Genomic DNA, 20242 nt, shown 5'->3' on the forward strand with positions numbered 1-20242 from the left:
GGGAGTATCGGCTCGTGCCGAGGCGGGTACTGATCGTCGGATATGTGGTCCTGCTGGTGACGCCGCTGGCCCTGGCGGGGATGCAGGGGCTTCCCCTCCGGTCCCTGCGGGATGAGCTTGCGACCGGCGCCGGCCTGGTCGCTTTGGCCATCCTACTGGTCGAGTTCCTGTTGTCGGGCCGCTTTCGTTTGATCTCGCGTCGGATCGGCATGGATGTGACGATGCGTTGGCATCGGGTTCTGGCGCGCGTGGCCTTGGTGTTGGCCCTGATCCATCCCTTTCTGTATCAGGGCGCGCGCAACCCGCCCTATCCTTGGGACTCCACGCGCCAATTGACCCTAAGCTGGGAGCCCGAGACCATCCTGCCTGGCGCCGTCGCCTGGATGTTGCTGCCGGTCTTGGTGGGGTTGGCCCTGTCGCGGTCGGATCTGGGAAGAAAATACCAGAACTGGCGGTTGGGTCACGGATTGATGGCTCTGACCATTGCGGGTTTTGCCATCTGGCACGCGCTGGCGGCGGGCCGCTACAGCGCAGACCCGGTTCTGACCGGCGTCTGGCTGGCATTGGGGGCGGTTGCCGGTGCGTGTATGCTGCGGGTCTATCTTCTGGCGCCGCTCGCCCGGTTGCGCCGACCATGGCGCGTGACAAGTGTCGGGCCGATTGCCGAACGCACCTGGGAACTGGTGCTGGCGCCGGACGGCCATGACGGGCTCAAATTCCAGGCCGGACAGTTTGCTTGGCTGCAGGTCGGGCACGGCCCGTTTTCAGTGAACGACAACCCGTTTTCCATCGCCTCGGCGCCTTCGGAGGGCCCCGAGATACGGTTCGTCATCAAGGAACTGGGCGACTTCACCCGCAGCTTGGGGCGGATTCCGATCGGTGCGCCGGCCTATTTGGATGGTCCGTTCGGGCATCTGACCCCGGTCGAGCGGGACGCACCGGGCATGGCGCTGATCGCCGGGGGTGTCGGGATCGCCCCAATGCTGAGCATTCTGGACGAGTTGCGCGCGCAGGGCGATCCGCGCCCGGTGACGCTGGTCTACGGCAACAGGTCGGCGGCACAGATCGTCGATTCCGACAGACTTGCCGCGATGGAACGGGGCGGGCATCTGCGCCTGGTTCACGTGGTTTCGGAACCGGCCGAGGACTGGACCGGTGAGGTAGGGGTGATCGACCGGTCTCTGTTGCGCCGTTTGTTCGACGATGAGGCGCGCCGAAGCTGGTTGTTTGTCCTGTGCGGCCCGCCCGGAATGCTGACCGCGGTACAGCAGGACTTGACCGCGCTGGGCGTACCCCGGCACCGGATTCTGTGTGAATCCTTCGTCTATGATTGACGGGCTACCTCGGGCCGGCCGTTCAGCGCGTGGAAGATATGCGTGAAGGTGGCCGCTCCGAGGATCGGAATCACGAGGTTGACCAGCGGAAAGGTCAGCGGGATGGCCATCAACGTGCCGGCAATCCAGATGGTCGAGGCATGCTGCGCGCGCAACCGGCGCGCCCCGTCCCGGCCGACCCGGCGCATGGCGGCCAGCGTGAAGTATTCGCGCCCCAGAAGAAAACCGTTCATGCCCCAGAAGATAAACGGCATGAGCGGCGGGAACAGGGCATAAAGCACCAGGGCCAGCAGGTTCGCGACAATCAGAACGCCCAGGAACCCCAGCGAATCCAGAACCGCGTCTGCGACCGGAATGCGGGGGACGGGCGGAAGGGCCGGATAATGCTTGTCCTCGACGGCCTGGGCGACCTCGTCCAGGAACATCGAGGTGATCGCCGAAGCCACCGGAATCATGAGAAAGATCGGAAGGATCAGCACCAGCACAATGCCGGAGTAGTTGAGGACATCGTTCAGCCACGGCACGGCCCCGACAAAAGGCAGCGAAATCTCAGAGCCTGACGCGAAGTTGATCAGCCAGATGGCCCCGGTGCAAGCAACGACCAGCAACAGGATCGTCAGGCCGATGCCGCGCATCAGGACCTTGCGGAACCGGGGGTCTCCGATCTGGCCCAAGGCGGCGAAAAAGGCGTTGAGAACGATCACGCGGACACCCATTCGGTGATCGCGTCCACATCCGGGCGGGGGCGTTCGGGCGGAGCGGTGCTTTCGGTGGCGATGTGGATCAGCCCGGCAACCCGCTCGTTCGGCGCCAGGCCGAGACCGCGTTCGCAGAATTCCCGGTCATGCGTTTGCCAGCCCGACAGCCAGTTTGCGCCCCAACCCGCGGCCAGCGCCGCGTTCAGCAGGCCCAGGCAGGCCGCCCCGGCCGAATAGGTCTGCTCGATCGCAGGGATCTTTTCGGACGGTTTCTGAACCTCGATCACGGCAACGGCAAGTTGCCCCATGTCGAACTGGCTGCGGGCTTTTGCGATCTCGTCGGGGCTTTTGCCCAGTGCCTGTCCACGCTCTTCGGTCAGCGCGGCCAGACGGGGCATGGCGCCTTTTTCCAGAACGATGAACCGCCACGGCTCCAACTTTCCGTGATCGGGGCAGCGGGCCGCCGCAGTCAGCAGCGGCATCAGTTGATCGCGGTTCGGCGCGGGCGCAACCAGCGTCTTGGCCGGGCGAGAGCGGCGGGATTGCAGAAATTCCAACGCGGCCGGGTTCTTCAGAGACATATGTTAACCTTTTTCACATGGGCCATTGGTATTTCGGGCAGACAAGGCGTCATTTCAAGGGCAAACTCTCATCTCGAAAGACTCAGGCTCAATTGAATTGACCAAATGGAAAAAATTGTATGGCCGAACCAAAACTGAAGCACCTGCCGGATCTGAGCCATCTGGCCAAGGATGGGCAACGCATCGCCGTGCGCGCGACACCCAAGGCCGCGCGGGATCGTATGCAGGTGGATGGTTCGGTCGTCCAGATCTGGGTCACGGCTCCGGCCGAGGATGGCAGGGCAAACAAGGCGGTGGCCCGAATTTTGGCCAAGGCGATGGGTGTCGCGCCTTCTCGACTGACCCTCGTGCAAGGGCAGGCCGCGCGGGACAAGCTGTTTGCCTATGATCCTTGATCGTCCGTCTCACGAATCTGGTAGACCCCTTCGGGCAGGTCCAGCGCGGCGGCAAGGTCGCGCAACTGCCCGGCCGAGAGCGTGATCTTCTGGATGCGGTCGGTCCGCGGGTCGAACTGTTCGATGGTGACGCATTCGGCAAAGCTGTTGATGACCACGTCTTCCTGCAGGGGCGGCGGGCCTTCGTCCACCAGGGTGATGACCGTCGAGTCGAATTCATGTTCAATCGAAAACATGATCCAACAGTGCCCGGCCTGATGGCCCAATGCAACCATCGATCGGTTCGTCCGCTGTGGTCTCTCGGGTTCGGCTGCGCTAGGCTTTACGCCGGATCTGAGGGAAGGATATCGTGGATGCGCCGCGTTTTTGTCTTGCTGCTGCTGGCCTTGGCCGGGTGCGGCGCCGCCGTCGAGCGCCACGTTCTGGTGCCGGCCGAGGCTTGGGCGCCGACCTCTCTCGCCTTGCGGGACAAGGCCGAAACCTTTCGCCAGGTCAGCCGCGCGGTTGCCAGGGCGGCGGGCGCGGAATGCCGCCGGCAGACCAAGGGCCAGAACTGTGACTTCGTGATCCTCGTAGATCTTGCCCCTTATTCCCAGCCCAACGCCTTTCAGACGCTGGACGAACAAGGCCGGCCTCTTGTGATCTTCAACCAGGGCATGATCGGGTCGGCCCGCAACGGCGACGAGATGGCCTTTGTGATGGGCCACGAGGCCGCGCATCACATCATGGGGCATATCGCGCGCCAGATCGAAAACGCAAAGGAGGGTGCGCGCGTCTTTGGCGAGTTGGCCAAGGCCCAGGGCGAGGGGCCGGACGAGATCGAACGCGCACAACAACTGGGCGCCGAGGTGGGCATGCAGAGCTATGCCAAGACATTCGAGTTGGAAGCGGACGTGTTGGGAACCGTCATCACCAATGCAGCCGGATACGATCCGCTGAAGGGAATGGCCTATTTCAGCCGCATCCCCGACCCGGGAGACCGTTTCCTGGCGTCGCACCCGCCCAATGCCAAACGGGTCGAGGTCGTGCTGGAGACCGCAGCCGATCTGGGGTTGATGGAATGACGGAACTGACCCGTCTTGGCGTTGTTTTGACCGACCGAGGCTCGAAATATGCGGTTTCGGGTGCGCCGGTCGGAAGCCGTGACGACATCGATGCCGTGTTGCGGGCGTTGAAGGCGGACAAGCTGTATGCCAAGGCCACCCACAACACTTGGGCTGCTGTCCTGCCGACAGGTGCCCTCAAGGCCGATGATGGCGAAGCCGGAGCGGCCATGGTCATCCTGCGCATGATGCAGCGGGCGGGGCTGCAGGACCACGTGATTATCGTCACGCGCTGGTATGGCGGAAAGAAATTGGGCGGCGACAGGTTCCGACGGGTTCAGGACGCGACGCGGGCCTATCTGGACCGTCTTGGGGCGACTGCTTGACCTGTATCAAGGGCCACGCGGCGCATTTGCCGTATCGTCAAAGCCATCGGTATAAGGAAAGGCGGGGCCATGACACCTAAAGAGACGCTGAAGCGCCATGCGGATCTGTTGGGCCGGATGGCGGATCAGGTGGGCGTTGACCTGCAGGAAGCCGCGATTTCAGGCGCAGTTTCACTTGATCAGTTGTCAGACGCGGTGTTGCGGTGCGCCGAATGTCCGGACCCGGTCTGTTGTGCGCGGGGGCTGGCCGGCGAGGAATTCGGGGGCAAGCCGCCGGAATTCTGCAGAAACCGCGAGATGCTTGGCCGTTTGAGCCGGACTTCACGGGGGCAGTCATGAAGGTGCTGGGCGACACCGCGCGCCATCTGCGCCTTGTGCTGAAAATGGGGCGCATCACCCGCACGGATCTGCTCGTTGCCTACCGTTCGGGTGGTCTGACGCAGCAGGACTGGGCACAAGCAGTTCGGCGCTGCCGCGGTTGTGGGCGGGCAGAGATGTGCCGAGATTGGCTGTCAGGCGCGAAGATCGGTGCGCGGGTACCTTTCGCATGCCCGAATCTCGGGCTGTTTCATCGAATTCGTGCAGAGACGGGTCAGGAGTTGTGATGCGGCACATACATCTGGGAGATATCGAAAAACACTTCTGGCTTGCCCGCTCGGTTGCCCGTCGCATGGGGGTTTCGCTGACCGAAGCCATGGCCGACGGGCGTCTGAGCCACCAGGCTTATGCCGAGATCGTTACCCGATGCAGGGCGGCCGACTGCAGCAAAGGCTGTGTCCTGTGGCTGGCCGAGCAACAGGCCGAAATGACGCCCGAGCCGCCTTGTTGCGCGATTGCGGATGCTCTGAGGCAATTGCGCTGAGCGGCTAGAGCCGGGAATGCGTGCCGTCGCAAATCGGAGGGTTTTGGGTTTGCTTGCATCCACAAAAAAAGACTTTCCGCGTCGCTTCAGCCTTGTATGAGACGGGTTCGATTCCGGTGCCCTTATGTGAACCGTCACAAAGTGGCTGACGCTTGGATCTCCCGCACCGGCACCAGAAATAGGTTTTTCCTTCGATCACCTCGACTGGATAGGGGGCCTTGCGGGCGATTATCGGTGGTTCAGCCATTTTGCTTGTCCTTTCAGCGAAAAATCATCAATTGGTTCGGGTTGCATTGTAACCTGACGGACTGCCTTTGCTTAGGCTAAAAATGGGGCACACGGCATGGTTTTGCCCTGGTTCACGACCGTGTGATCCAAAATGTTGCCACGCGGCCATATTGGCCGTATTCTGGACGCGGCCCCGAAAAGTTGGGCAATATCAGAAAAGTATTGAAGGATTGATGGACATGAAACTGAAATTCGCTGCCGCAGCCGCATTTGGCTTGATCCTGACCGCCTGCGGTCAGCAGGAAGAACCCGCTCCGGTCTACATCCAGCCCGACTATGATAAATACGGAACGCCCAGCTGCTCGGCCGGATATGAACTGGCAACAACCGAAGCAGGTCAGACCGTCTGCAACCCGGTCAGCCAGTAAGGCTTTACCAATTTTGACTTTCGCGGGCGGTCCCTCTGGGGCCGCCCGTTTTTCGTGGGCTGTGCCTCAGCGCAGCAACTTACCCCACAGGTCGTATTCACCGGCTTCGTCCACTTGAACCGGGACGATGTCGCCAGGACGAAGCGCCTCGAAACCTTCGTCGATGAACAGGTTCCCGTCGATCTCCGGCGCGTCGGCCTTGGTGCGACAGATGGCGGCGTCCTCGTCCACCTGATCCACGATCACCTCGATGGTCTGGCCCACCTTGGCCGCCAGTTTCGCCTCGGAGATCGCCTGCGCCTTTTCCATGAAGCGTTCCCAACGCTCCTGTTTGACCTCTTCGGGGACGTGATCGGGCAGGTCGTTCGAGCGCGCCCCGTCGACGTTTTCGTATTTGAAGCAGCCCACACGATCCAGCTGCGCCTCGTCCATCCAGTCGAGCAGGGTCTGGAACTCGGCCTCGGTCTCGCCCGGGTAGCCCACGATGAAGGTCGAACGCAGGGTGATGTCGGGGCAGATCTCGCGCCAGGCGGCGATCTCGTCCAGTGTCTTCGCCGCGGCCGCGGGGCGCGCCATGCGTTTCAGAACATCCGGGTGGGCGTGCTGGAACGGGATGTCGAGATAGGGCAGCAGGTTGCAGCCCGCATCCGCCATCAACGGGATCAGCTCGCGCACATGCGGATAGGGATAGACGTAATGCAACCGCACCCAGGCGTCCATCTGGCCCAGCTCGCGCGCCAGATCGGTGATGTGGCTGCGCACCTCGCGATCTTTCCACGGGTTCACGTCATATTTGCGGTCCAGCCCATAGGCCGAGGTGTCCTGGCTGATGACCAGCAGTTCACGCACGCCGTTTTCCACCAGCTTTTCCGCCTCGCGCAGCACCGCATGGGCGGGGCGGCTGGCCAGCTTGCCACGCATGTCGGGGATGATGCAGAACTTGCACTTGTGATTGCAGCCCTCGGAAATCTTGAGATAGCTGAAATGGCGCGGGGTCAGCTTGACCCCCGAGGCCGGCAGCAGATCGACGAAGGGGTTCGGATCGGGCGGCACGGCGCTGTGCACGGCATCCAGCACCTGTTCATACTGGTGCGGGCCGGTCACGGCCAGAATGCGCGGATGGTGTTCGCGGATGTAGTCCGGCTCGGCCCCCAGGCAGCCGGTCACGATCACCTTGCCGTTTTCCACCAGCGCCTCGCCGATCGCCTCAAGGCTTTCGGCCTTGGCGCTGTCGAGAAACCCGCAGGTGTTCACGATCACCGCGTCCGCCCCGGCATAGTCGGGCGAGATGCCGTATCCTTCGGCCCGCAGGCGGGTCAGGATGCGTTCGCTGTCCACAAGCGCCTTGGGGCAGCCGAGCGAGACCATGCCGATGGTGGGCTGACCGCGGCGCGGGGCATCGTCAATCCGGGCGGCAGGCGCCAGGTCGGGGCGGAGGTTGGGCGGGTTGGTGCTCATGGCGCGGCATATAGTGGGGAAATCTTCCCCTTGCAAATCCCACGCGTCGGGCAGACATCATTTAGGCAAAGGACAACAGGGGCGCATAGAAATCATGAAGTGGCTGTTTCGCATTCTTTTCATTCTGATGGCCGCCATCGGATTGACCATCGGGGCCTTGCTGTTGATGCCCGGCGACAAGCTTGGCGCGATCCTGGCGGAACAGGTCAAGGCCCAGACCGGGCGCGACCTTGCGCTTGAGGGCGACGTACGGTTTTCGTTCTGGCCCGTCCTGGGCCTGGAAACCGGACCGGTGCAATTTGCGAATGCCCCCTGGGCCGGACCCGAACCCATGCTCAGCGCGTCCAGCCTGGAGGTGGGCGTTGATGCCTCGGCCCTTCTGGGCGGCGAGGTCCGGATCGGTCGTGTATTGGCGCGCGACCCGGTCGTGCGGCTGGAACTGTCCGACGGACGCGGAAACTGGGAACTGGCACCCCGCCAACAGGCCGCGCCAGCCGAGGCCGCCTTGCCGTCTGGCGGGCCGAAACCCGCATCGCAGCCCAGTTCCGTGACGCTGGACAAGCTGGAGCTGACCAATGCCCGGCTGGTCTATGTCGAAGACGGCGCGGTTCGCATGGATTTCGCGAACGTGGATCTGTCGGCCAGCTGGCCCGACATTTCCGCCCCGATGCGGATGGACGCGGAAATGCCAGTGCCGGGTGGGGCGGTTACGGTGGCGTTGAGCATATCGGATCTGCCGGCCTTTTCTTCAGGTCAGGCGACGCCGCTGGCGCTGGACCTGAGCGCGCCCGGGGGCCAGGTTAACTTTGACGGACGCGTCAATCTGGCAGGGGAAATGGACGGGCGCACCCGGATCACGACGACCGATACACACAAGATGCTGGCCGCATTTGGCCAGGCGGGTGTGACCGTGCCTCAGGGTCTGGGCCGCGCGGCCGACGTGCGCGGTCAGATGACCTATACCCGCGACGGACGCATCGCGCTGCGCGACATCCAGGTCGCGCTTGATCAGAACCGGATCACGGGCAATGCAGACATCCTTGTCGCCGCCACTCCGCAGATCACCGCAAACCTGACGGCGGGCCATCTGGATCTGTCGCGTGTCGCCGATGCGGATGCTGGTACGCAGACCCGGAGGCAACCAAAAAACGACGCCCCGAAAGCCGGATCGTCGCCACGGGGCGACGACGGATGGTCAAAGCAGCCGATCGACGCATCGGTTCTGGGCCTGGCCAATGGGCAGATCCGCCTGAGGGCCGAGTCGATTGCGGTTCCCGGTCTCGAATTCGGCGCAAGCGACCTGACACTCAGCCTCGACCGGTCGCGCGCGGTCATGCAGATGAACCCGGCCACGCTGTTCGCGGGGCAACTGACCGGGCAGGTGGTCGCCAACAACCGCAACGGATTGTCGGTCGGCGGCAAGCTATCGGCGCAGGGGATCGACCTGCAGCAGGCTTTGACGGCGCTGGCGGGGGTTGAACGGTTGTCGGGCAAGGGGGGGCTGGATCTGGAATTCCTCGGCGAAGGTCAGAGCGAAGATCAGATCATGCGCTCGCTCAGTGGCAAGGGCAGTCTGAAGGTGGGCAAAGGGGTCATCGCGGGGATCGACCTTGATCGTCTGATGGGACGTGGCGATGCCGTGGGCGGGACGACGGTGTTCAACAGCCTGACGGCCTCATTCGTGATCCGCAAAGGAAACCTCAGAAACAATGATCTGCTGATGCAGTTGGACAATTTCCGCGCGGACGGGTCTGGCCGGATTGGACTGGGTCGGCGGGATATCGACTATGTTTTCACGCCGGTGGCCTTGCGCGCCAATTCAGGCGAGGGGCTGGCGGTTCCCGTGCGGATACAGGGCCCGTGGAGCAACCCGTCGATCAAACCGGATCTGAGCAAAGTGATCGAGGCGGCCACCAACGAAAAGCTGAAAGAGCTGGAACAGGACGCCAAGCAGAAGGCTCTCAGGAAGGCCGGAGAAGAGCTTGACACGACCATCACGGACAGCGACCAGATCGAAGACGCGGTCAAGAAAAAGCTTGAAGAAGAGGCCAAGAAAGGGCTGCTGAAACTGCTGGGAAACAACTGATCAATGGTTGTGGGGGCGCTGGCGGCGCCCCCATCGGTGTCAGATCGTCTGGTCGTAGTCGCCCACGCCGGGCTCGGTGCGGATCACGGCGTCGAGATCGGCGAAAATGGCCCGCATTTCCGCCTCGCTTTCACTGCTTTCACATACGACGACCAGATTGGGAGTGTTCGACGAAGCCCGCACCAGACCCCAGCTGCCATTGTCCAGGATCACGCGCGCGCCGTTGACCGTGACCACCTCTTTGATGGGGCGCCCGGCCAGTGTTTCCCGCGCCTCGGCCTTGGCAACCAGCTTGTCGACCAGCCGCGCAAGGATGTTGTATTTCTCGGTATCGGCGGCATAGGGCGACATGGTCGGGGTCGACCACGTCCTGGGCAGCGCGCGGCGCAGGTCCGACATGCTTTTGTCCGGGTTCCGGTCCATCAGCTTGCAGATTTCGACGGCCACCCGCATGCCGCAGTCATAGCCGCGCCCGACAGGCTCGGCCAGGAAATAGTGGCCGGACTTCTCGAACCCGGCCAGCGCGCCGATTTCCTTAACGCGCCGTTTCATGTGGCTGTGGCCGGTTTTCCAATAGTCGGCCTTGACGCCAAGCGCCTGCAGTTCGGGATCGCTGGCGAACAGGCCGGTCGATTTCACGTCGGCCACGAAGGTGGCGCCGGGATGCAGCTTGGCCAGATCGCGCGCCATGATCACACCGACCTTGTCGGCAAAGATCTCTTCGCCTTCGTCATCGACCACGCCGCAGCGGTCTCCGTCGCCGTCAAACCCCAAGGCCAGATCCGCGCCCGTTGCTTTGACGGTCGCGGCCATGTCGTGCAGCATCTCCATTGCTTCGGGGTTGGGGTTGTAGTTGGGGAAGGTGTAATCCAGCCGATTGTGGCTGGGTACGACCTCGACCCCGATGCGCTCAAAGATTTCCGGTGCAAAGGCGGAAGCCGTACCGTTGCCCGTGGCACAGACGACCTTCAGCGGACGGGACATTCTGAAATCGCCGACCAGATCGTCGATATAAGCCTCTTTCACCCCATCGACGAATTCATAGGACCCGCCAGGGCGGGCCACGCCTTCACCGTTCAGCACGATATCGCGCAGTTCGGACATTTCATCGGGGCCATGGGTCAGCGGGCGGTCAAAGCCCATCTTGACCCCGGTCCAGCCGTTCGGGTTGTGGCTGGCGGTCACCATGGCCACGGCCGGGACATCCAGGTGGAACTGCGCGAAATAGGCCATGGGCGACAGCGCCGGGCCGATGTCCTTGACCCGGATGCCCGCCTGCATCAGACCAAGGATCAGTGCGTTCTTGATCGCCAGCGAATAGTCGCGATAGTCGTTTCCGACCGCGATCTCGGGCTTGATCCCGCGCCTGTGCATCTGCGTCCCCAGGCCGAGGCCCAGCGCGGTCATGCCGGGCAGGTTGATCTCGTCGGGATATTTCCAGCGGGCATCATATTCGCGAAAGCCGGTGGGCTTGATCATCGCGTCGCGCAGAAAGCTCCAGGTGTTCGGGGTCACCTCGGACAAGGGTTTGGTCATGTCAAATCTCGGTTTTCAAATCTGAATTGGGTTGGCTTTGGCAAGGGCGTCGAACTGCATCAGTGTCCCGATCAGGTCGCCCATCTGATCCAGCGGGATCATGTTCGGCCCGTCTGACGGTGCGTTGTCCGGGTCTTGGTGAGTTTCGATGAACACTGCGCCAATGCCCAGCGATACCGCGGCGCGGGCCATGACCGGCGCGAATTCGCGCTGACCACCCGACGATCCGCCCCGGCCACCGGGCTGCTGCACCGAGTGCGTAGCGTCCATCACGACCGGATATCCCGTTCGGGCCATTTGCGGCAGCGATCGCATGTCGGCAACCAGCGTGTTGTAGCCAAAGGATGTTCCGCGCTCGGTCAGCAGGATGTTCCGATTGCCGGTGCTTTCGATCTTTTCGACGATGTTCGGCATCTCCCATGGGGCCAGGAACTGACCCTTCTTGACGTTGACCGCCTTGCCCGTTTCACCCGCAGCCAACAACATGTCGGTCTGACGGCACAGGAACGCGGGGATCTGCAGGATATCCACCGCTTCGGCCGCGACGGCGCATTGTGCTTCGGTGTGAACGTCGGTGAGGACCGGAACACCCATCGTCTTGCGGATGTCGTCCAGAACCTTGAGGCCCGCATCGATCCCCATGCCGCGTTTGCCGGACAGGGACGTACGGTTGGCCTTGTCATACGAGGCCTTGAAGACGTATCGCGCTCCGGCCTTGTCGCAGATTTCTTTTATCCGGCCAGCGATCATCTGGGCATGGTCGGCGGATTCAAGCTGACACGGCCCGGCGATGACGGTCAGCGGAAGATCGTTGCCGACCGTCAGGTCGGCGATTTTTACATGTTGCATATGCTCTACGAAGATACCTGTTCACGGAGGACTGACGTGGTCAGCGAAATCATAAGGTAGATACCAGCAAACAGCAGGAATGCCAAAATCGTATTTTCGAATTTGCGCGGATAGCTGGGCTCTTGGCTGGGTACCGGGTTGACCGAAACGGTCAGGTATCGGACCTGACGGTTGGCCTCGGTCCGGGTGTTCTCCATCTGCTGCATGGCGGTCTGCAGCATCATGTCCCGGGCCGCCAGGTCGGCCTGGGCCATCTGGATGCGCACGCTCAGTCGCGCCAGCGAGTTCTCGCCAGCAGACGCATCCAGCATCTTTGCGTTCAACTCCTCCAGCACCGCCTGCAACCGCTCGATATCGGCGCGCACGCCGTCGACCTTGGCCTGGTTCGGCCGCGGGTTGTCCAGCAGGGCAGCCAGTTGCAGTTCCTTGTCCTGCAGCTGAATCTCGATTTCATTGATACGGGCGCGCAGGCTGGCGATCACGTTCTCCGGGTCCAGAACAGCGCCTTCAAGCTGCAACTCGATTAGGTCTTCCTGCGCTTTGCGCCGGGCCGCCTGTGCCGCCTCGAAGCTTTCGACGGCGTCGCGCATCTGGTCTTCGCGTTTCTTTTCAGACAGTGCGTTAACACGGTCCTCGGCATAAGAAATCAGTTTCTCCGAGAACAGGGTCGCCGTTTCCGGATCCGGTGCCGCGACTTCCATTCGAATCACGCCTTCGGTCGGGTCATAGCCAATGGTGATCATCCGCTTGTACAGCTTGAAGGCATCTTCCAGGGTCGCATCCTGTTCAAGGCGTTGGATGGGGTCGATCCAGTCTTGCTGGAAGACCTTCGAAAACCCGGCGTCACGGTCCAGAAGCAGCAGCGCCTCTTTCGATTCCAGAAAGGACTGCACCGAGATCGAATCCTGGGTCGTTGCAAATTGCGTCCCGGCCAGCAACCCGCCGATGCTGCCGGGCCCGCCATCGGCCTGCAGGATCAGAAATTCCGAATTGCTGGCGTACATCGGCGTTGCCACCTTGTAGAAATAATAGCCGACCAACAGCGTCGGCAGCAGCACGAAGGCGGCCAGCCGGGCGAACAGACCGATCAGCTTACGCCGCCGCCGCCGGGCGATGTCTTTCTGGATCTGGCCAATCTCGAACGCACGACGCTCGGCCGGGCTGAGTTCGGGGCCCGGCAGGTTTTCGGTTTTTTCCTTGATAGTCTGCGGCAGGTGGATCTTGACTTGGTCTCTGGAGGTGCCGTCCGGGGCAGGGGCATCGCCCAATTGGCCGACGATATCCAGCAGGTTCTTGCGGGGGAACGGGTCGATCCCCTTTTGGCGCAGCAGCCGCACGGCGTCGTAATCCGACGTCGCGGCCAGGCCATGTTTCTGCGCCATGCGCCGTGCTATGCGCAATTGCCGCCCCGTAAGCCCCTCGCGCTTGATCGCATCCAGCTCGGTTCCTGCCGGCGTTTCGGCCACGCCCTGCGTCGCCTTTCGAATGCGCGAAATGGCTTCGGCCCGGGCTTCGACCGTTCCTTCGCCGTTGGCAGCCCGGTTCGGGTCGTATTTCTTAGCCTTGGGTTTGGTAGTCATACACCTGTTTCGCTTCTTCCAGAGACTCAAAAACGTGAAGCCGGCCGTCCAGTAGTACGGCCGCCTGTCTGGCGAATTTCTCAAGAACCTTCGGGTCGTGCGATACGATCACCAGAGTCGTCGTCCGCAGGCGTTCCTGCAGGATCGAACCCGCTTTCTTGTTGAATTCCACATCTGTGGTTGCCGGCATGCCTTCGTCGATAAGATACATGTCAAAGTCCAGTGCCAGCATCAATGCGAAGGTGAACCGTGCGCGCATCCCCGAGGAATAAGTGGCCAGCGGCTGGTTGAAATATTCGCCCAGACCACAGAGCCAGCTGCAATAGGCTTCGACATAGTCCGGATCCATTCCATAGATTTTGGCGATGTAGCGCGCGTTCTCCAGTGCCGACAGGCGTTTGGACACGCCGCCGGTAAACCCCATCGGGAAAGAGACCCGGCAGTCCCGACGAATCACGCCTTCGTCTGGCTTTTCGAGACCCGCCATCATGTTGATGAGCGTCGTTTTTCCGGTTCCGTTCGGGGCAAGGATGCCCAGCGACTTTCCCAGCTCGACCCGGAACGAGGCCCGGTCCAGGATCACCTTGCGGCGTGTCCCGGTCCAAAAGGATTTGCTGACATTTTCAAACTCGAGCATTTCCGGCCTGTGCAACTTTTTCGTTCCGGCCCGGCCACGACGGTCCGGCCAAAGCCCCTTTGTTATCGGGCCATGTTGGCTACATTATGTCGAATTGTGAAACAAATCTTCAATGCGCGCGGAAAACTGTTCTGTGCGAATGTGACATGCACTTGGTCAGAATGTCACTTGGCGAGCGAAGGCCCGGCTCAAAACGAGAAGGTGAGCAGAGTTTATGGAAAGCCTATCCGACCGGATCCGGTCGTGCAGTTTGTGCGCCGAGCGGTTCGCCGCTACTGCGACTGGACACAGCCCGCGACCGGTGGTGTGGTTCCGGCCCGGCGCCCGGATCCTTGTCGCGGGGCAGGCGCCGGGCGCGCGGGTCCACGACTCCGGCCGGCCCTTTACCGATCCGTCCGGCGACCGGTTGCGTGATTGGCTGGGGCTCAGCCCGGCTGAGTTCTATGACCTTTCGCGGGTCTCGATCGTTCCGATGGCCTTCTGTTTTCCCGGCTATGACGCGCGGCAGGCTGATCTGCCGCCGCCGCCCATCTGCCACAAGACCTGGCATGCGAAGGTCATGCGGGAATTGGGGGCGGTGCCCCTGACCGTGCTGGTCGGCAGCCATGCCCATCGATTCCACCTGGGGACCCGATCCTCGGTGACCGAGACGGTGCGCGCCTGGCGGGACCATGCGCCGCGGGTCTTCGTCTTGCCTCATCCGTCGTGGCGCAATACGGCATGGTTGAAGAAAAACCCCTGGTTCGAGACCGAGTTGCTGCCGGTTCTGCGCGCCCGGGTGCAAGAGGTGCTGAATGACTGATACCACGGCCTTGGATGCAGCCCATGCCGCTATGGAGGCCCGTCCGCAGGACGATGCGGCCCGGCTGCGATTCTTTGAGCGGCTTGCCGATTCCGAGCTGTTTCTGATGCTGACCGAAGAGGCGCGCGGCGAAAATATCTCGCCCGAGTTGTTCGAAGTCGCCGACGGGCGTTTCGTGCTGGCCTTCGATCGCGAGGAGCGTCTTGTGCAGTTCGCAGGCAGACCGGCGCCCTATGCGGCGCTGTCGGGCCGGGTTCTGGCCGGGATGCTGGGCGGGCAGGGGATCGGGCTGGGCCTGAACCTCGAGGTGGCGCCCTCGTCGATGCTGATCCCGGCCGAAGCGCTGACCTGGCTGGCCGAGACGCTCAGCCACGCTCCGCAGGCGGTCGAGGCGCGGCTGGAAGAGTTCCTGCCGCCTGCCGGCTTGCCCGATGCATTGTTGACGGCGCTGGATACCAAGCTGGCAACGGCGGTAGGGCTGGCCTCGGCCGCCTATCTGGTGGCGACGCGCGCCCAGGGCGGCGGGGCCGGGCATCTGCTGGCCTTCGTCGATGCGGTCCAAGGCGCGGAACCGGCGCTGGCCAAGGCGGTCTCCGAGGCGCTGACCTTTTCCGGGATCGAAGCTGGAGCATTGGACGTTGGGTTCTTTGCTGATGACGATGCCGCGACCGAGGCGTTGTCGATGGTTGGGCTGCGGTTTGACATCCCGCAACCGACCCGCCCGGATCCTGTCCGCGCCGCGCCCGGAAGTGATCCGGACAAACCGCCGATCCTGAAATGAAAATGCAGCGCCGGGGCGCTGCATCTTCGGTCAGGCGGCTGAAAAAGACGTCAGACTATTCGGCGGCTTGTTCCAGCTTGTCCTGCGTGCGCGCCTCGAAATCACTGGCATCGTGGCGTTCGCGCAGTTGGGTGTGCGGCTCGCCGAAGGCGCGGTTGACCATCCGGCCGCGTTGCACCGCCGGGCGGGCATCGATCTCTTTTGCCCACCGCATCACGTTCGTGTAGGAATCAACATCCAGGAATTCAGCGGCGTCGTATAGGCGGCCCAGAACCAGTTGGCCGTACCACGGCCAGATCGCCATGTCGGCGATCGAGTAGTCATCACCGGCAATGAAGGGTTTGTGAGCCAGTTCCCGGTCCAGAACGTCCAACTGGCGCTTGGTTTCCATGGCAAATCGGTTGATCGGATATTCCCATTTCTCGGGCGCGTAGGCATAGAAATGGCCGAACCCGCCGCCCAGATAAGGCGCGCTGCCCATCTGCCAGAACAGCCAGTTCATCACTTCGGTGCGCTCCGGGCCGGATTTCGGTAGGAATGCACCGAATTTCTCGGCCAGGTGGAACAGGATCGACCCACTTTCGAACACGCGCACCGGTTTGTCGCCAGACCGGTCCAGCAGGGCGGGGATTTTCGAGTTGGGATTGATCTCGACAAAGCCCGAGCCGAACTGGTCACCCTCGCCGATATTGATCAGCCAGGCATCGTATTCGGCGCCGTCATGGCCCAGGGCCAGCAGTTCTTCCAGCATCACGGTGACCTTGACCCCGTTTGGAGTGGCCAGCGAATACAGTTGCAGCGGATGCTTGCCCACGGGCAGATCCTTGTCATGGGTGGCGCCCGCGATGGGGCGGTTGATGCTGGCAAAACGTCCGCCGCTTTCGCTGTCCCAGGTCCAGACTTTCGGGGGGGTATAGGTGGATGTGTTGCTCATCTTCTGCCTTTCATGCCTAAGCCGGGCGCGCCGGGTCGTCCCAGAGGTAGTATCGTCACGCCCCGAGGCCAACCCCCGACGTTGCGCGTTTCGTGAAACAATCCTCCGCAATTCGCTCACGTTTTCTCGTGGCCGGTCACAGCAGCGTTAGCTGGGCTGTGCGATCCGGGGAATTCCAATACTCTCGCATCTGACGATCACGCAGACACTGCCTCCAGAACAAGGATCACGTACATGAACCGTTTTGCACTGACTTTTGCCGCCGCCATGATGCTGGGCGTTCCGGCCCTTGCCGGGCCTCAATATGTTGACGGGACTGGCTATGCCGCATCCGGCTACGACGTTGTCGCCTATCGCGACCTCGAACAGGTGCCCGTCGGGCAATCCCAACCCGAAGCCGTGCGTGGCCGCGCCGACATCACGGCTGAGTACAACGGGGCCATCTGGGCTTTCGCATCCGAGGAAAACCGGGCGAAGTTTCTTGAAAATCCCGCCTATTACGCCCCGCAATATGACGGGCACTGCGCCTATGGTGTGTCCAAGGGCGGCAAGGTGCCGGGCAACCCCAACCTGTGGCGCATCGTGGATGACAAGCTGTATCTGAACATCACCGATGTCGTGGTCGGTTTCTGGGAAGAGGACGTGCCGGGCAACATCAACCTGGCCGAAGGCAACTGGCCCGAGATCGAGCCGTCGGACGCCTCGACCAGCGTCATCCCCAAATTCACCTCGGCCGGACCGATCCAGAACTGATCCTTTGTTCCGATGATCGCGGGCCCGGCGGGACTTGCCGGGCCTTTTCGCGTTTTCAGAACGCTTCGTTCACGCTCGGGTCGGCCTCAAACCGGATCCGCACGCTTTTCGCCCCGGGGAACTTGCGTTCGCGGATCGTGTCGGGAACCAAGACCTCTCCCGCGCCGGATGACGTGGCCTGAAAAGACAGGATCTCGGCCTCGAACTTGCGGCCGCTGGTCAGGATCGAGGTCGGCAGGGCGACCCGGTTCTTCCCCTCGCAAACCGGCGTGGCCACGAAGAAGGTCAGATCGCGCCCCCGGCACCCCACGGCCGAGGGAATGTGGTCTGCGTTGGCCTGTTCTGAATTTCGGCAGGGCGCGCGGTGATCGTCATGCGGCAAGGCGCCGCCGGCCCCAAGAAGAGACCGACATGACTCGAGCGCATCTTCGGCCAATTCGATTAGACGCGCCCTGAGCTTGGGGCGGCGTGGACGTGCCGGGCCGGCGGCCTTAGTGGCCAGCCCTTCGCTTCTGAGGAGGTCAAAGGCCGATTTGGCCTCGGCGAACTGCACGGAATCCCCGCCGGTGCGGTCGGGATGCGCGCGAAAGGCGATGTCGCGCCATGCGTTGCGAATGTCAGATGCCGTCGCGGTCTGATCCAGGCCAAGCGCCCGCAATGCATCAACCCGAGCCTGAATTTTGTCGACTGGCTCCATACCAAAATCACTCTTTAAAACACGTTCCCTTATTTTCCGGGACAACCGGTGTTTGTGTCAAATAAATCAACTGATTGGGCGCTTCTGGACAACAGTTCGAGGTTTGCGCGGCGATTGTATTCAGGGCTGGTTTGCGCAGCCGCCGGACGAAAAAAAAGGGGGCCGCCCGGGGCGGCCCCAGCACAGGGGATTGCGGCAAGAGAGGTCAGGCGACGTGTTGCAGGTCGACCTTGGGCGTTATCCCCAAGGCGAAACACACGTCGCGCGTCAGCTCGGGGCGGTTGAGCGTGTAGAAATGCAGCTTGTCCACGCCGCCCTCAATCAGGTCCGAGCACAGTTCGGTGCACAGCGCGGTGGCCAGCAGGTCGTGCCGCTCGTCGCGGATGGCCTTTTCAAAGGCATCCTCGACCCATCCGGGAACCCGGGCACCGCAGCGTTTCGCGAATTTGCGGGCGCCCGTCCAGTTCTCGATCGGCAGAATGCCCGGCACGATCGGCTTGTCGATCCCCGCCTTTGCGCAGGCATCGCGAAAGCGGAAGAAGGTCTCGGCTTCGAAGAAGAACTGAGTCAGCGCCTCATCGGCGCCAGCATCCAGCTTGGCCTTGAGCCAGTCGATATCGGCCTGTGCATCGGATGCCTCGGGGTGAATGTCGGGATAGGCGCCGACCCGGATCTTGAACTTGCCGGTTTCGGCCAGCGCCGCGATCAGTTCGACCGAGGTCGCGAAACCGTCGGGATGCGGAGTGAAACGGTCCTGCCCCTTGGGCGGGTCGCCGCGCAGGGCAACGATGTCGGTGACGCCGGCGGCGGCGAATTCCTGGGCGATGGCCAGGGTTTCAGAGCGCGAAGCATCGACGCAGGTTAGATGCGCGGCCACCGGCAACCCCGACGATTTGTGCAGCGTGGCCACGGCGTCACGCGTCAGCTCGCGCGTGGTGCCGCCCGCGCCATAGGTGACCGAAACGAATCGCGGCCCCAGCGGTGCCAGGGTCTGAACCGTATCCCACAGCCTAAACGACGCTTCGAGCGTTTGCGGCGGGAAGAATTCAAAGGAGATCTCGGGCTTGGTCATCGGTGTCTCGCTGTTTGTGACCACGCTCTTGTGCCATGATGCGGGTTGTGAGAAAAACTCATATTCCTCAAGAACAACATGAGTCAGACTGCAAATGCATATCGAGTTCCGGCACCTGCGCACGATCAAGGCCATCCATGACTGCGGCGGGCTGGCGCGCGCGGCCGATCAGCTGAATATCACGCAATCGGCGCTGAGCCATCAGATCAAGGGGCTCGAGGATCAGGCCGGGGTCGAGCTTTTCCTGCGCCGGTCGAAGCCGATGAAACTGTCGGCGGCGGGGCTGCGCCTGCTGCGTCTGGCCGAGCAGATCCTGCCGCAGGTCGAGGCCATGCAGGAGGAGTTTTCTTCGCTGCGCGACGGGCGTACGGGGCGGATGCACATCGCGATCGAATGCCACGCCTGTTTCGAGTGGCTGTTCCCGGTGCTCGAGGCCTTCCGCAAGTCGTGGCCGGATGTCGATGTCGATATCCGGCCGGGTCTGGCCTTTGACGCGCTGCCCGCGCTGCAGAAGGAGGAGGTCGATCTGGTCGTCTCCTCGGACCCCGAAGACCTGCCGGGCGTCGAGTTCATCGAGCTGTTCGACTACAACCCCGTTTTCGTCGCGGCCTCGACCCATCCGCTGGCAGAAAAACCGTATATCGAGGCCGAGGATTTCCGCGGCCAGACCCTGATCACCTATCCGGTCGAGCGCACGCGGCTGGACGTGTTCAGCCAGCTGTTGATACCCGCGCGGGTCGAACCGGCAGCGATCCGGCAGGTCGAGCTGACGGCAGTGATCCTATTGTTGGTCGCATCGAACCGAGGGATTTCGGTCCTGCCCGACTGGGTCGTGCGCGAGGTCAAGTACAACTCGGACTATGTGACCCGCCCGCTGACAAAGGATGGCATCACGCGGCGCCTCTACGCTGCTGTTCGCGCCGAGGACATGGAAAAGCCTTTTGTGCAGGAGTTGGTCAAGCTGGCCAGCCAGGAGGCGCGCAAGTTGCAGGCGCAATAGGGCCGTGGCCCCGCGCGAGACGGTGGGCTGCCATGCGCATCATTCCTCTTGGCAAGGGGGCGTTGCGCCAGTATACGCGCGGTTTGACCGGACAGGAGCCTC

At 62.5% G+C, this 20242-nt stretch carries 25 protein-coding genes; 13 read left to right on the plus strand and 12 right to left on the minus strand.

Features of this window, described 5'->3' with window-relative positions; genetic code table 11:
* Nucleotides 1-14 precede the first annotated feature (14 nt).
* Entirely contained in the window at nt 15-1334 is a 1320-nt protein-coding gene (locus tag AC2FMM_RS01735; RefSeq protein ID WP_496795627.1) for a ferredoxin reductase family protein, read from the plus strand.
* Here AC2FMM_RS01735 and AC2FMM_RS01740 read toward each other — a convergent pair.
* Nucleotides 1325-2050, minus strand: coding sequence for an EI24 domain-containing protein (locus tag AC2FMM_RS01740; protein ID WP_496681717.1), 726 nt, complete (start codon nt 2048-2050; stop codon nt 1325-1327). The genes AC2FMM_RS01735 and AC2FMM_RS01740 overlap by 10 nt on opposite strands.
* A complete protein-coding gene (locus AC2FMM_RS01745) occupies nt 2035-2613 on the minus strand; it encodes a nitroreductase family protein (protein WP_496688515.1) in 579 nt (192 codons plus the stop codon). Before AC2FMM_RS01745 ends, AC2FMM_RS01740 begins: the two co-directional genes overlap by 16 nt.
* Before the next feature lie 119 nt (nt 2614-2732).
* On the opposite strand from AC2FMM_RS01745, the gene AC2FMM_RS01750 reads away from it, so the two are divergent.
* Nucleotides 2733-3008, plus strand: coding sequence for a DUF167 domain-containing protein (locus AC2FMM_RS01750; RefSeq protein WP_496741135.1), 276 nt, complete (start codon nt 2733-2735; stop codon nt 3006-3008).
* Here the strand turns inward: AC2FMM_RS01750 and AC2FMM_RS01755 are convergent.
* On the minus strand, nt 2996-3244 hold the full coding sequence (locus AC2FMM_RS01755) for a DUF8831 family protein (protein ID WP_496681723.1): 249 nt from the start codon (nt 3242-3244) through the stop codon (nt 2996-2998). The genes AC2FMM_RS01750 and AC2FMM_RS01755 overlap by 13 nt on opposite strands.
* Nucleotides 3245-3361: 117 nt before the next feature.
* Here AC2FMM_RS01755 and AC2FMM_RS01760 point away from each other — a divergent pair, with 117 nt between their 5' ends.
* The 5 genes from AC2FMM_RS01760 (at nt 3362) to AC2FMM_RS01780 (ending at nt 5299) form a co-directional block, all read left to right on the plus strand.
* Nucleotides 3362-4072 carry a M48 family metalloprotease gene (locus AC2FMM_RS01760; RefSeq protein WP_496681726.1) on the plus strand — a complete coding sequence of 237 codons (711 nt, stop codon included), beginning with the start codon at nt 3362-3364 and terminating at the stop codon, nt 4070-4072.
* Nucleotides 4069-4437 (plus strand): YigZ family protein, encoded by a 369-nt coding sequence (locus AC2FMM_RS01765; RefSeq protein ID WP_496681728.1) that lies wholly within the window; start codon nt 4069-4071, stop codon nt 4435-4437. Before AC2FMM_RS01760 ends, AC2FMM_RS01765 begins: the two co-directional genes overlap by 4 nt.
* Before the next feature lie 69 nt (nt 4438-4506).
* On the plus strand, nt 4507-4776 hold the full coding sequence (locus AC2FMM_RS01770; protein WP_496795628.1) for a DUF6455 family protein: 270 nt from the start codon (nt 4507-4509) through the stop codon (nt 4774-4776).
* A complete protein-coding gene (locus tag AC2FMM_RS01775; protein ID WP_496681732.1) occupies nt 4773-5042 on the plus strand; it encodes a DUF6455 family protein in 270 nt (89 codons plus the stop codon). Before AC2FMM_RS01770 ends, AC2FMM_RS01775 begins: the two co-directional genes overlap by 4 nt.
* On the plus strand, nt 5042-5299 hold the full coding sequence (locus tag AC2FMM_RS01780; protein WP_496681735.1) for a DUF6455 family protein: 258 nt from the start codon (nt 5042-5044) through the stop codon (nt 5297-5299). Before AC2FMM_RS01775 ends, AC2FMM_RS01780 begins: the two co-directional genes overlap by 1 nt.
* A 4-nt stretch (nt 5300-5303) precedes the next feature.
* Here the strand turns inward: AC2FMM_RS01780 and AC2FMM_RS01785 are convergent, their stop codons facing one another.
* The gene (locus AC2FMM_RS01785; protein WP_496688524.1) at nt 5304-5546 is read right to left on the minus strand and encodes a CDGSH iron-sulfur domain-containing protein; all 243 of its coding nucleotides are present in this window, start codon (nt 5544-5546) and stop codon (nt 5304-5306) included.
* A gap of 220 nt (nt 5547-5766) precedes the next feature.
* Here AC2FMM_RS01785 and AC2FMM_RS01790 point away from each other — a divergent pair, with 220 nt between their 5' ends.
* Complete coding sequence (locus AC2FMM_RS01790) at nt 5767-5955, plus strand: hypothetical protein (RefSeq protein ID WP_496681739.1); 189 nt, start codon at nt 5767-5769, stop codon at nt 5953-5955.
* A 66-nt stretch (nt 5956-6021) separates the two neighbouring features.
* Here the strand turns inward: AC2FMM_RS01790 and rimO are convergent, their stop codons facing one another.
* Nucleotides 6022-7413 carry a 30S ribosomal protein S12 methylthiotransferase RimO gene (gene rimO, locus AC2FMM_RS01795; protein WP_496795629.1) on the minus strand — a complete coding sequence of 464 codons (1392 nt, stop codon included), beginning with the start codon at nt 7411-7413 and terminating at the stop codon, nt 6022-6024.
* Between the two features lie 94 nt (nt 7414-7507).
* On the opposite strand from rimO, the gene AC2FMM_RS01800 reads away from it, so the two are divergent.
* Nucleotides 7508-9499 carry an AsmA family protein gene (locus AC2FMM_RS01800; protein ID WP_496795630.1) on the plus strand — a complete coding sequence of 664 codons (1992 nt, stop codon included), beginning with the start codon at nt 7508-7510 and terminating at the stop codon, nt 9497-9499.
* Between the two features lie 39 nt (nt 9500-9538).
* On the opposite strand, the gene AC2FMM_RS01805 is transcribed toward AC2FMM_RS01800, so the two are convergent.
* Genes AC2FMM_RS01805 through AC2FMM_RS01820 form a run of 4 tightly spaced genes read right to left on the minus strand, consistent with a single transcriptional unit; the run spans nt 9539 to nt 14101 of the window.
* Nucleotides 9539-11035 (minus strand): phosphomannomutase/phosphoglucomutase, encoded by a 1497-nt coding sequence (locus tag AC2FMM_RS01805; RefSeq protein ID WP_496795631.1) that lies wholly within the window; start codon nt 11033-11035, stop codon nt 9539-9541.
* A 15-nt stretch (nt 11036-11050) separates the two neighbouring features.
* Nucleotides 11051-11884, minus strand: coding sequence for a 3-deoxy-8-phosphooctulonate synthase (gene kdsA, locus AC2FMM_RS01810; protein WP_496795632.1), 834 nt, complete (start codon nt 11882-11884; stop codon nt 11051-11053).
* Nucleotides 11885-11889: 5 nt separating this feature from the next.
* Entirely contained in the window at nt 11890-13464 is a 1575-nt protein-coding gene (locus AC2FMM_RS01815; RefSeq protein ID WP_496795633.1) for a KpsE/RkpR family capsule polysaccharide export protein, read from the minus strand.
* Entirely contained in the window at nt 13442-14101 is a 660-nt protein-coding gene (locus tag AC2FMM_RS01820; protein WP_490362212.1) for an ABC transporter ATP-binding protein, read from the minus strand. Before AC2FMM_RS01820 ends, AC2FMM_RS01815 begins: the two co-directional genes overlap by 23 nt.
* 214 nt (nt 14102-14315) lie before the next feature.
* Here AC2FMM_RS01820 and AC2FMM_RS01825 point away from each other — a divergent pair, with 214 nt between their 5' ends.
* Nucleotides 14316-14903 carry a uracil-DNA glycosylase family protein gene (locus AC2FMM_RS01825; protein WP_496741118.1) on the plus strand — a complete coding sequence of 196 codons (588 nt, stop codon included), beginning with the start codon at nt 14316-14318 and terminating at the stop codon, nt 14901-14903.
* Nucleotides 14896-15684 (plus strand): SseB family protein, encoded by a 789-nt coding sequence (locus tag AC2FMM_RS01830; protein ID WP_496681756.1) that lies wholly within the window; start codon nt 14896-14898, stop codon nt 15682-15684. Before AC2FMM_RS01825 ends, AC2FMM_RS01830 begins: the two co-directional genes overlap by 8 nt.
* 55 nt (nt 15685-15739) lie before the next feature.
* Here AC2FMM_RS01830 and yghU read toward each other — a convergent pair whose 3' ends face one another.
* Nucleotides 15740-16618: a glutathione-dependent disulfide-bond oxidoreductase gene (yghU, locus tag AC2FMM_RS01835; RefSeq protein ID WP_496795634.1), complete on the minus strand. Its 879-nt coding sequence runs from the start codon at nt 16616-16618 to the stop codon at nt 15740-15742.
* A gap of 234 nt (nt 16619-16852) precedes the next feature.
* On the opposite strand from yghU, the gene AC2FMM_RS01840 reads away from it, so the two are divergent.
* On the plus strand, nt 16853-17371 hold the full coding sequence (locus AC2FMM_RS01840; protein ID WP_496712239.1) for a YHS domain-containing (seleno)protein: 519 nt from the start codon (nt 16853-16855) through the stop codon (nt 17369-17371).
* A gap of 55 nt (nt 17372-17426) precedes the next feature.
* Here AC2FMM_RS01840 and AC2FMM_RS01845 read toward each other — a convergent pair whose 3' ends face one another.
* Both AC2FMM_RS01845 and metF read right to left on the minus strand, forming a co-directional pair.
* Nucleotides 17427-18068 carry a J domain-containing protein gene (locus tag AC2FMM_RS01845; protein ID WP_496795635.1) on the minus strand — a complete coding sequence of 214 codons (642 nt, stop codon included), beginning with the start codon at nt 18066-18068 and terminating at the stop codon, nt 17427-17429.
* A 205-nt stretch (nt 18069-18273) separates the two neighbouring features.
* Nucleotides 18274-19140 carry a methylenetetrahydrofolate reductase [NAD(P)H] gene (metF, locus tag AC2FMM_RS01850; protein ID WP_496795636.1) on the minus strand — a complete coding sequence of 289 codons (867 nt, stop codon included), beginning with the start codon at nt 19138-19140 and terminating at the stop codon, nt 18274-18276.
* Between the two features lie 94 nt (nt 19141-19234).
* Here metF and AC2FMM_RS01855 point away from each other — a divergent pair, with 94 nt between their 5' ends.
* The gene (locus tag AC2FMM_RS01855; RefSeq protein ID WP_496681767.1) at nt 19235-20140 is read left to right on the plus strand and encodes a LysR family transcriptional regulator; all 906 of its coding nucleotides are present in this window, start codon (nt 19235-19237) and stop codon (nt 20138-20140) included.
* The last annotated feature ends 102 nt before the right edge of the window (nt 20141-20242 follow it).

Source organism: Ruegeria sp. BHSC043, from assembly GCF_059612985.1.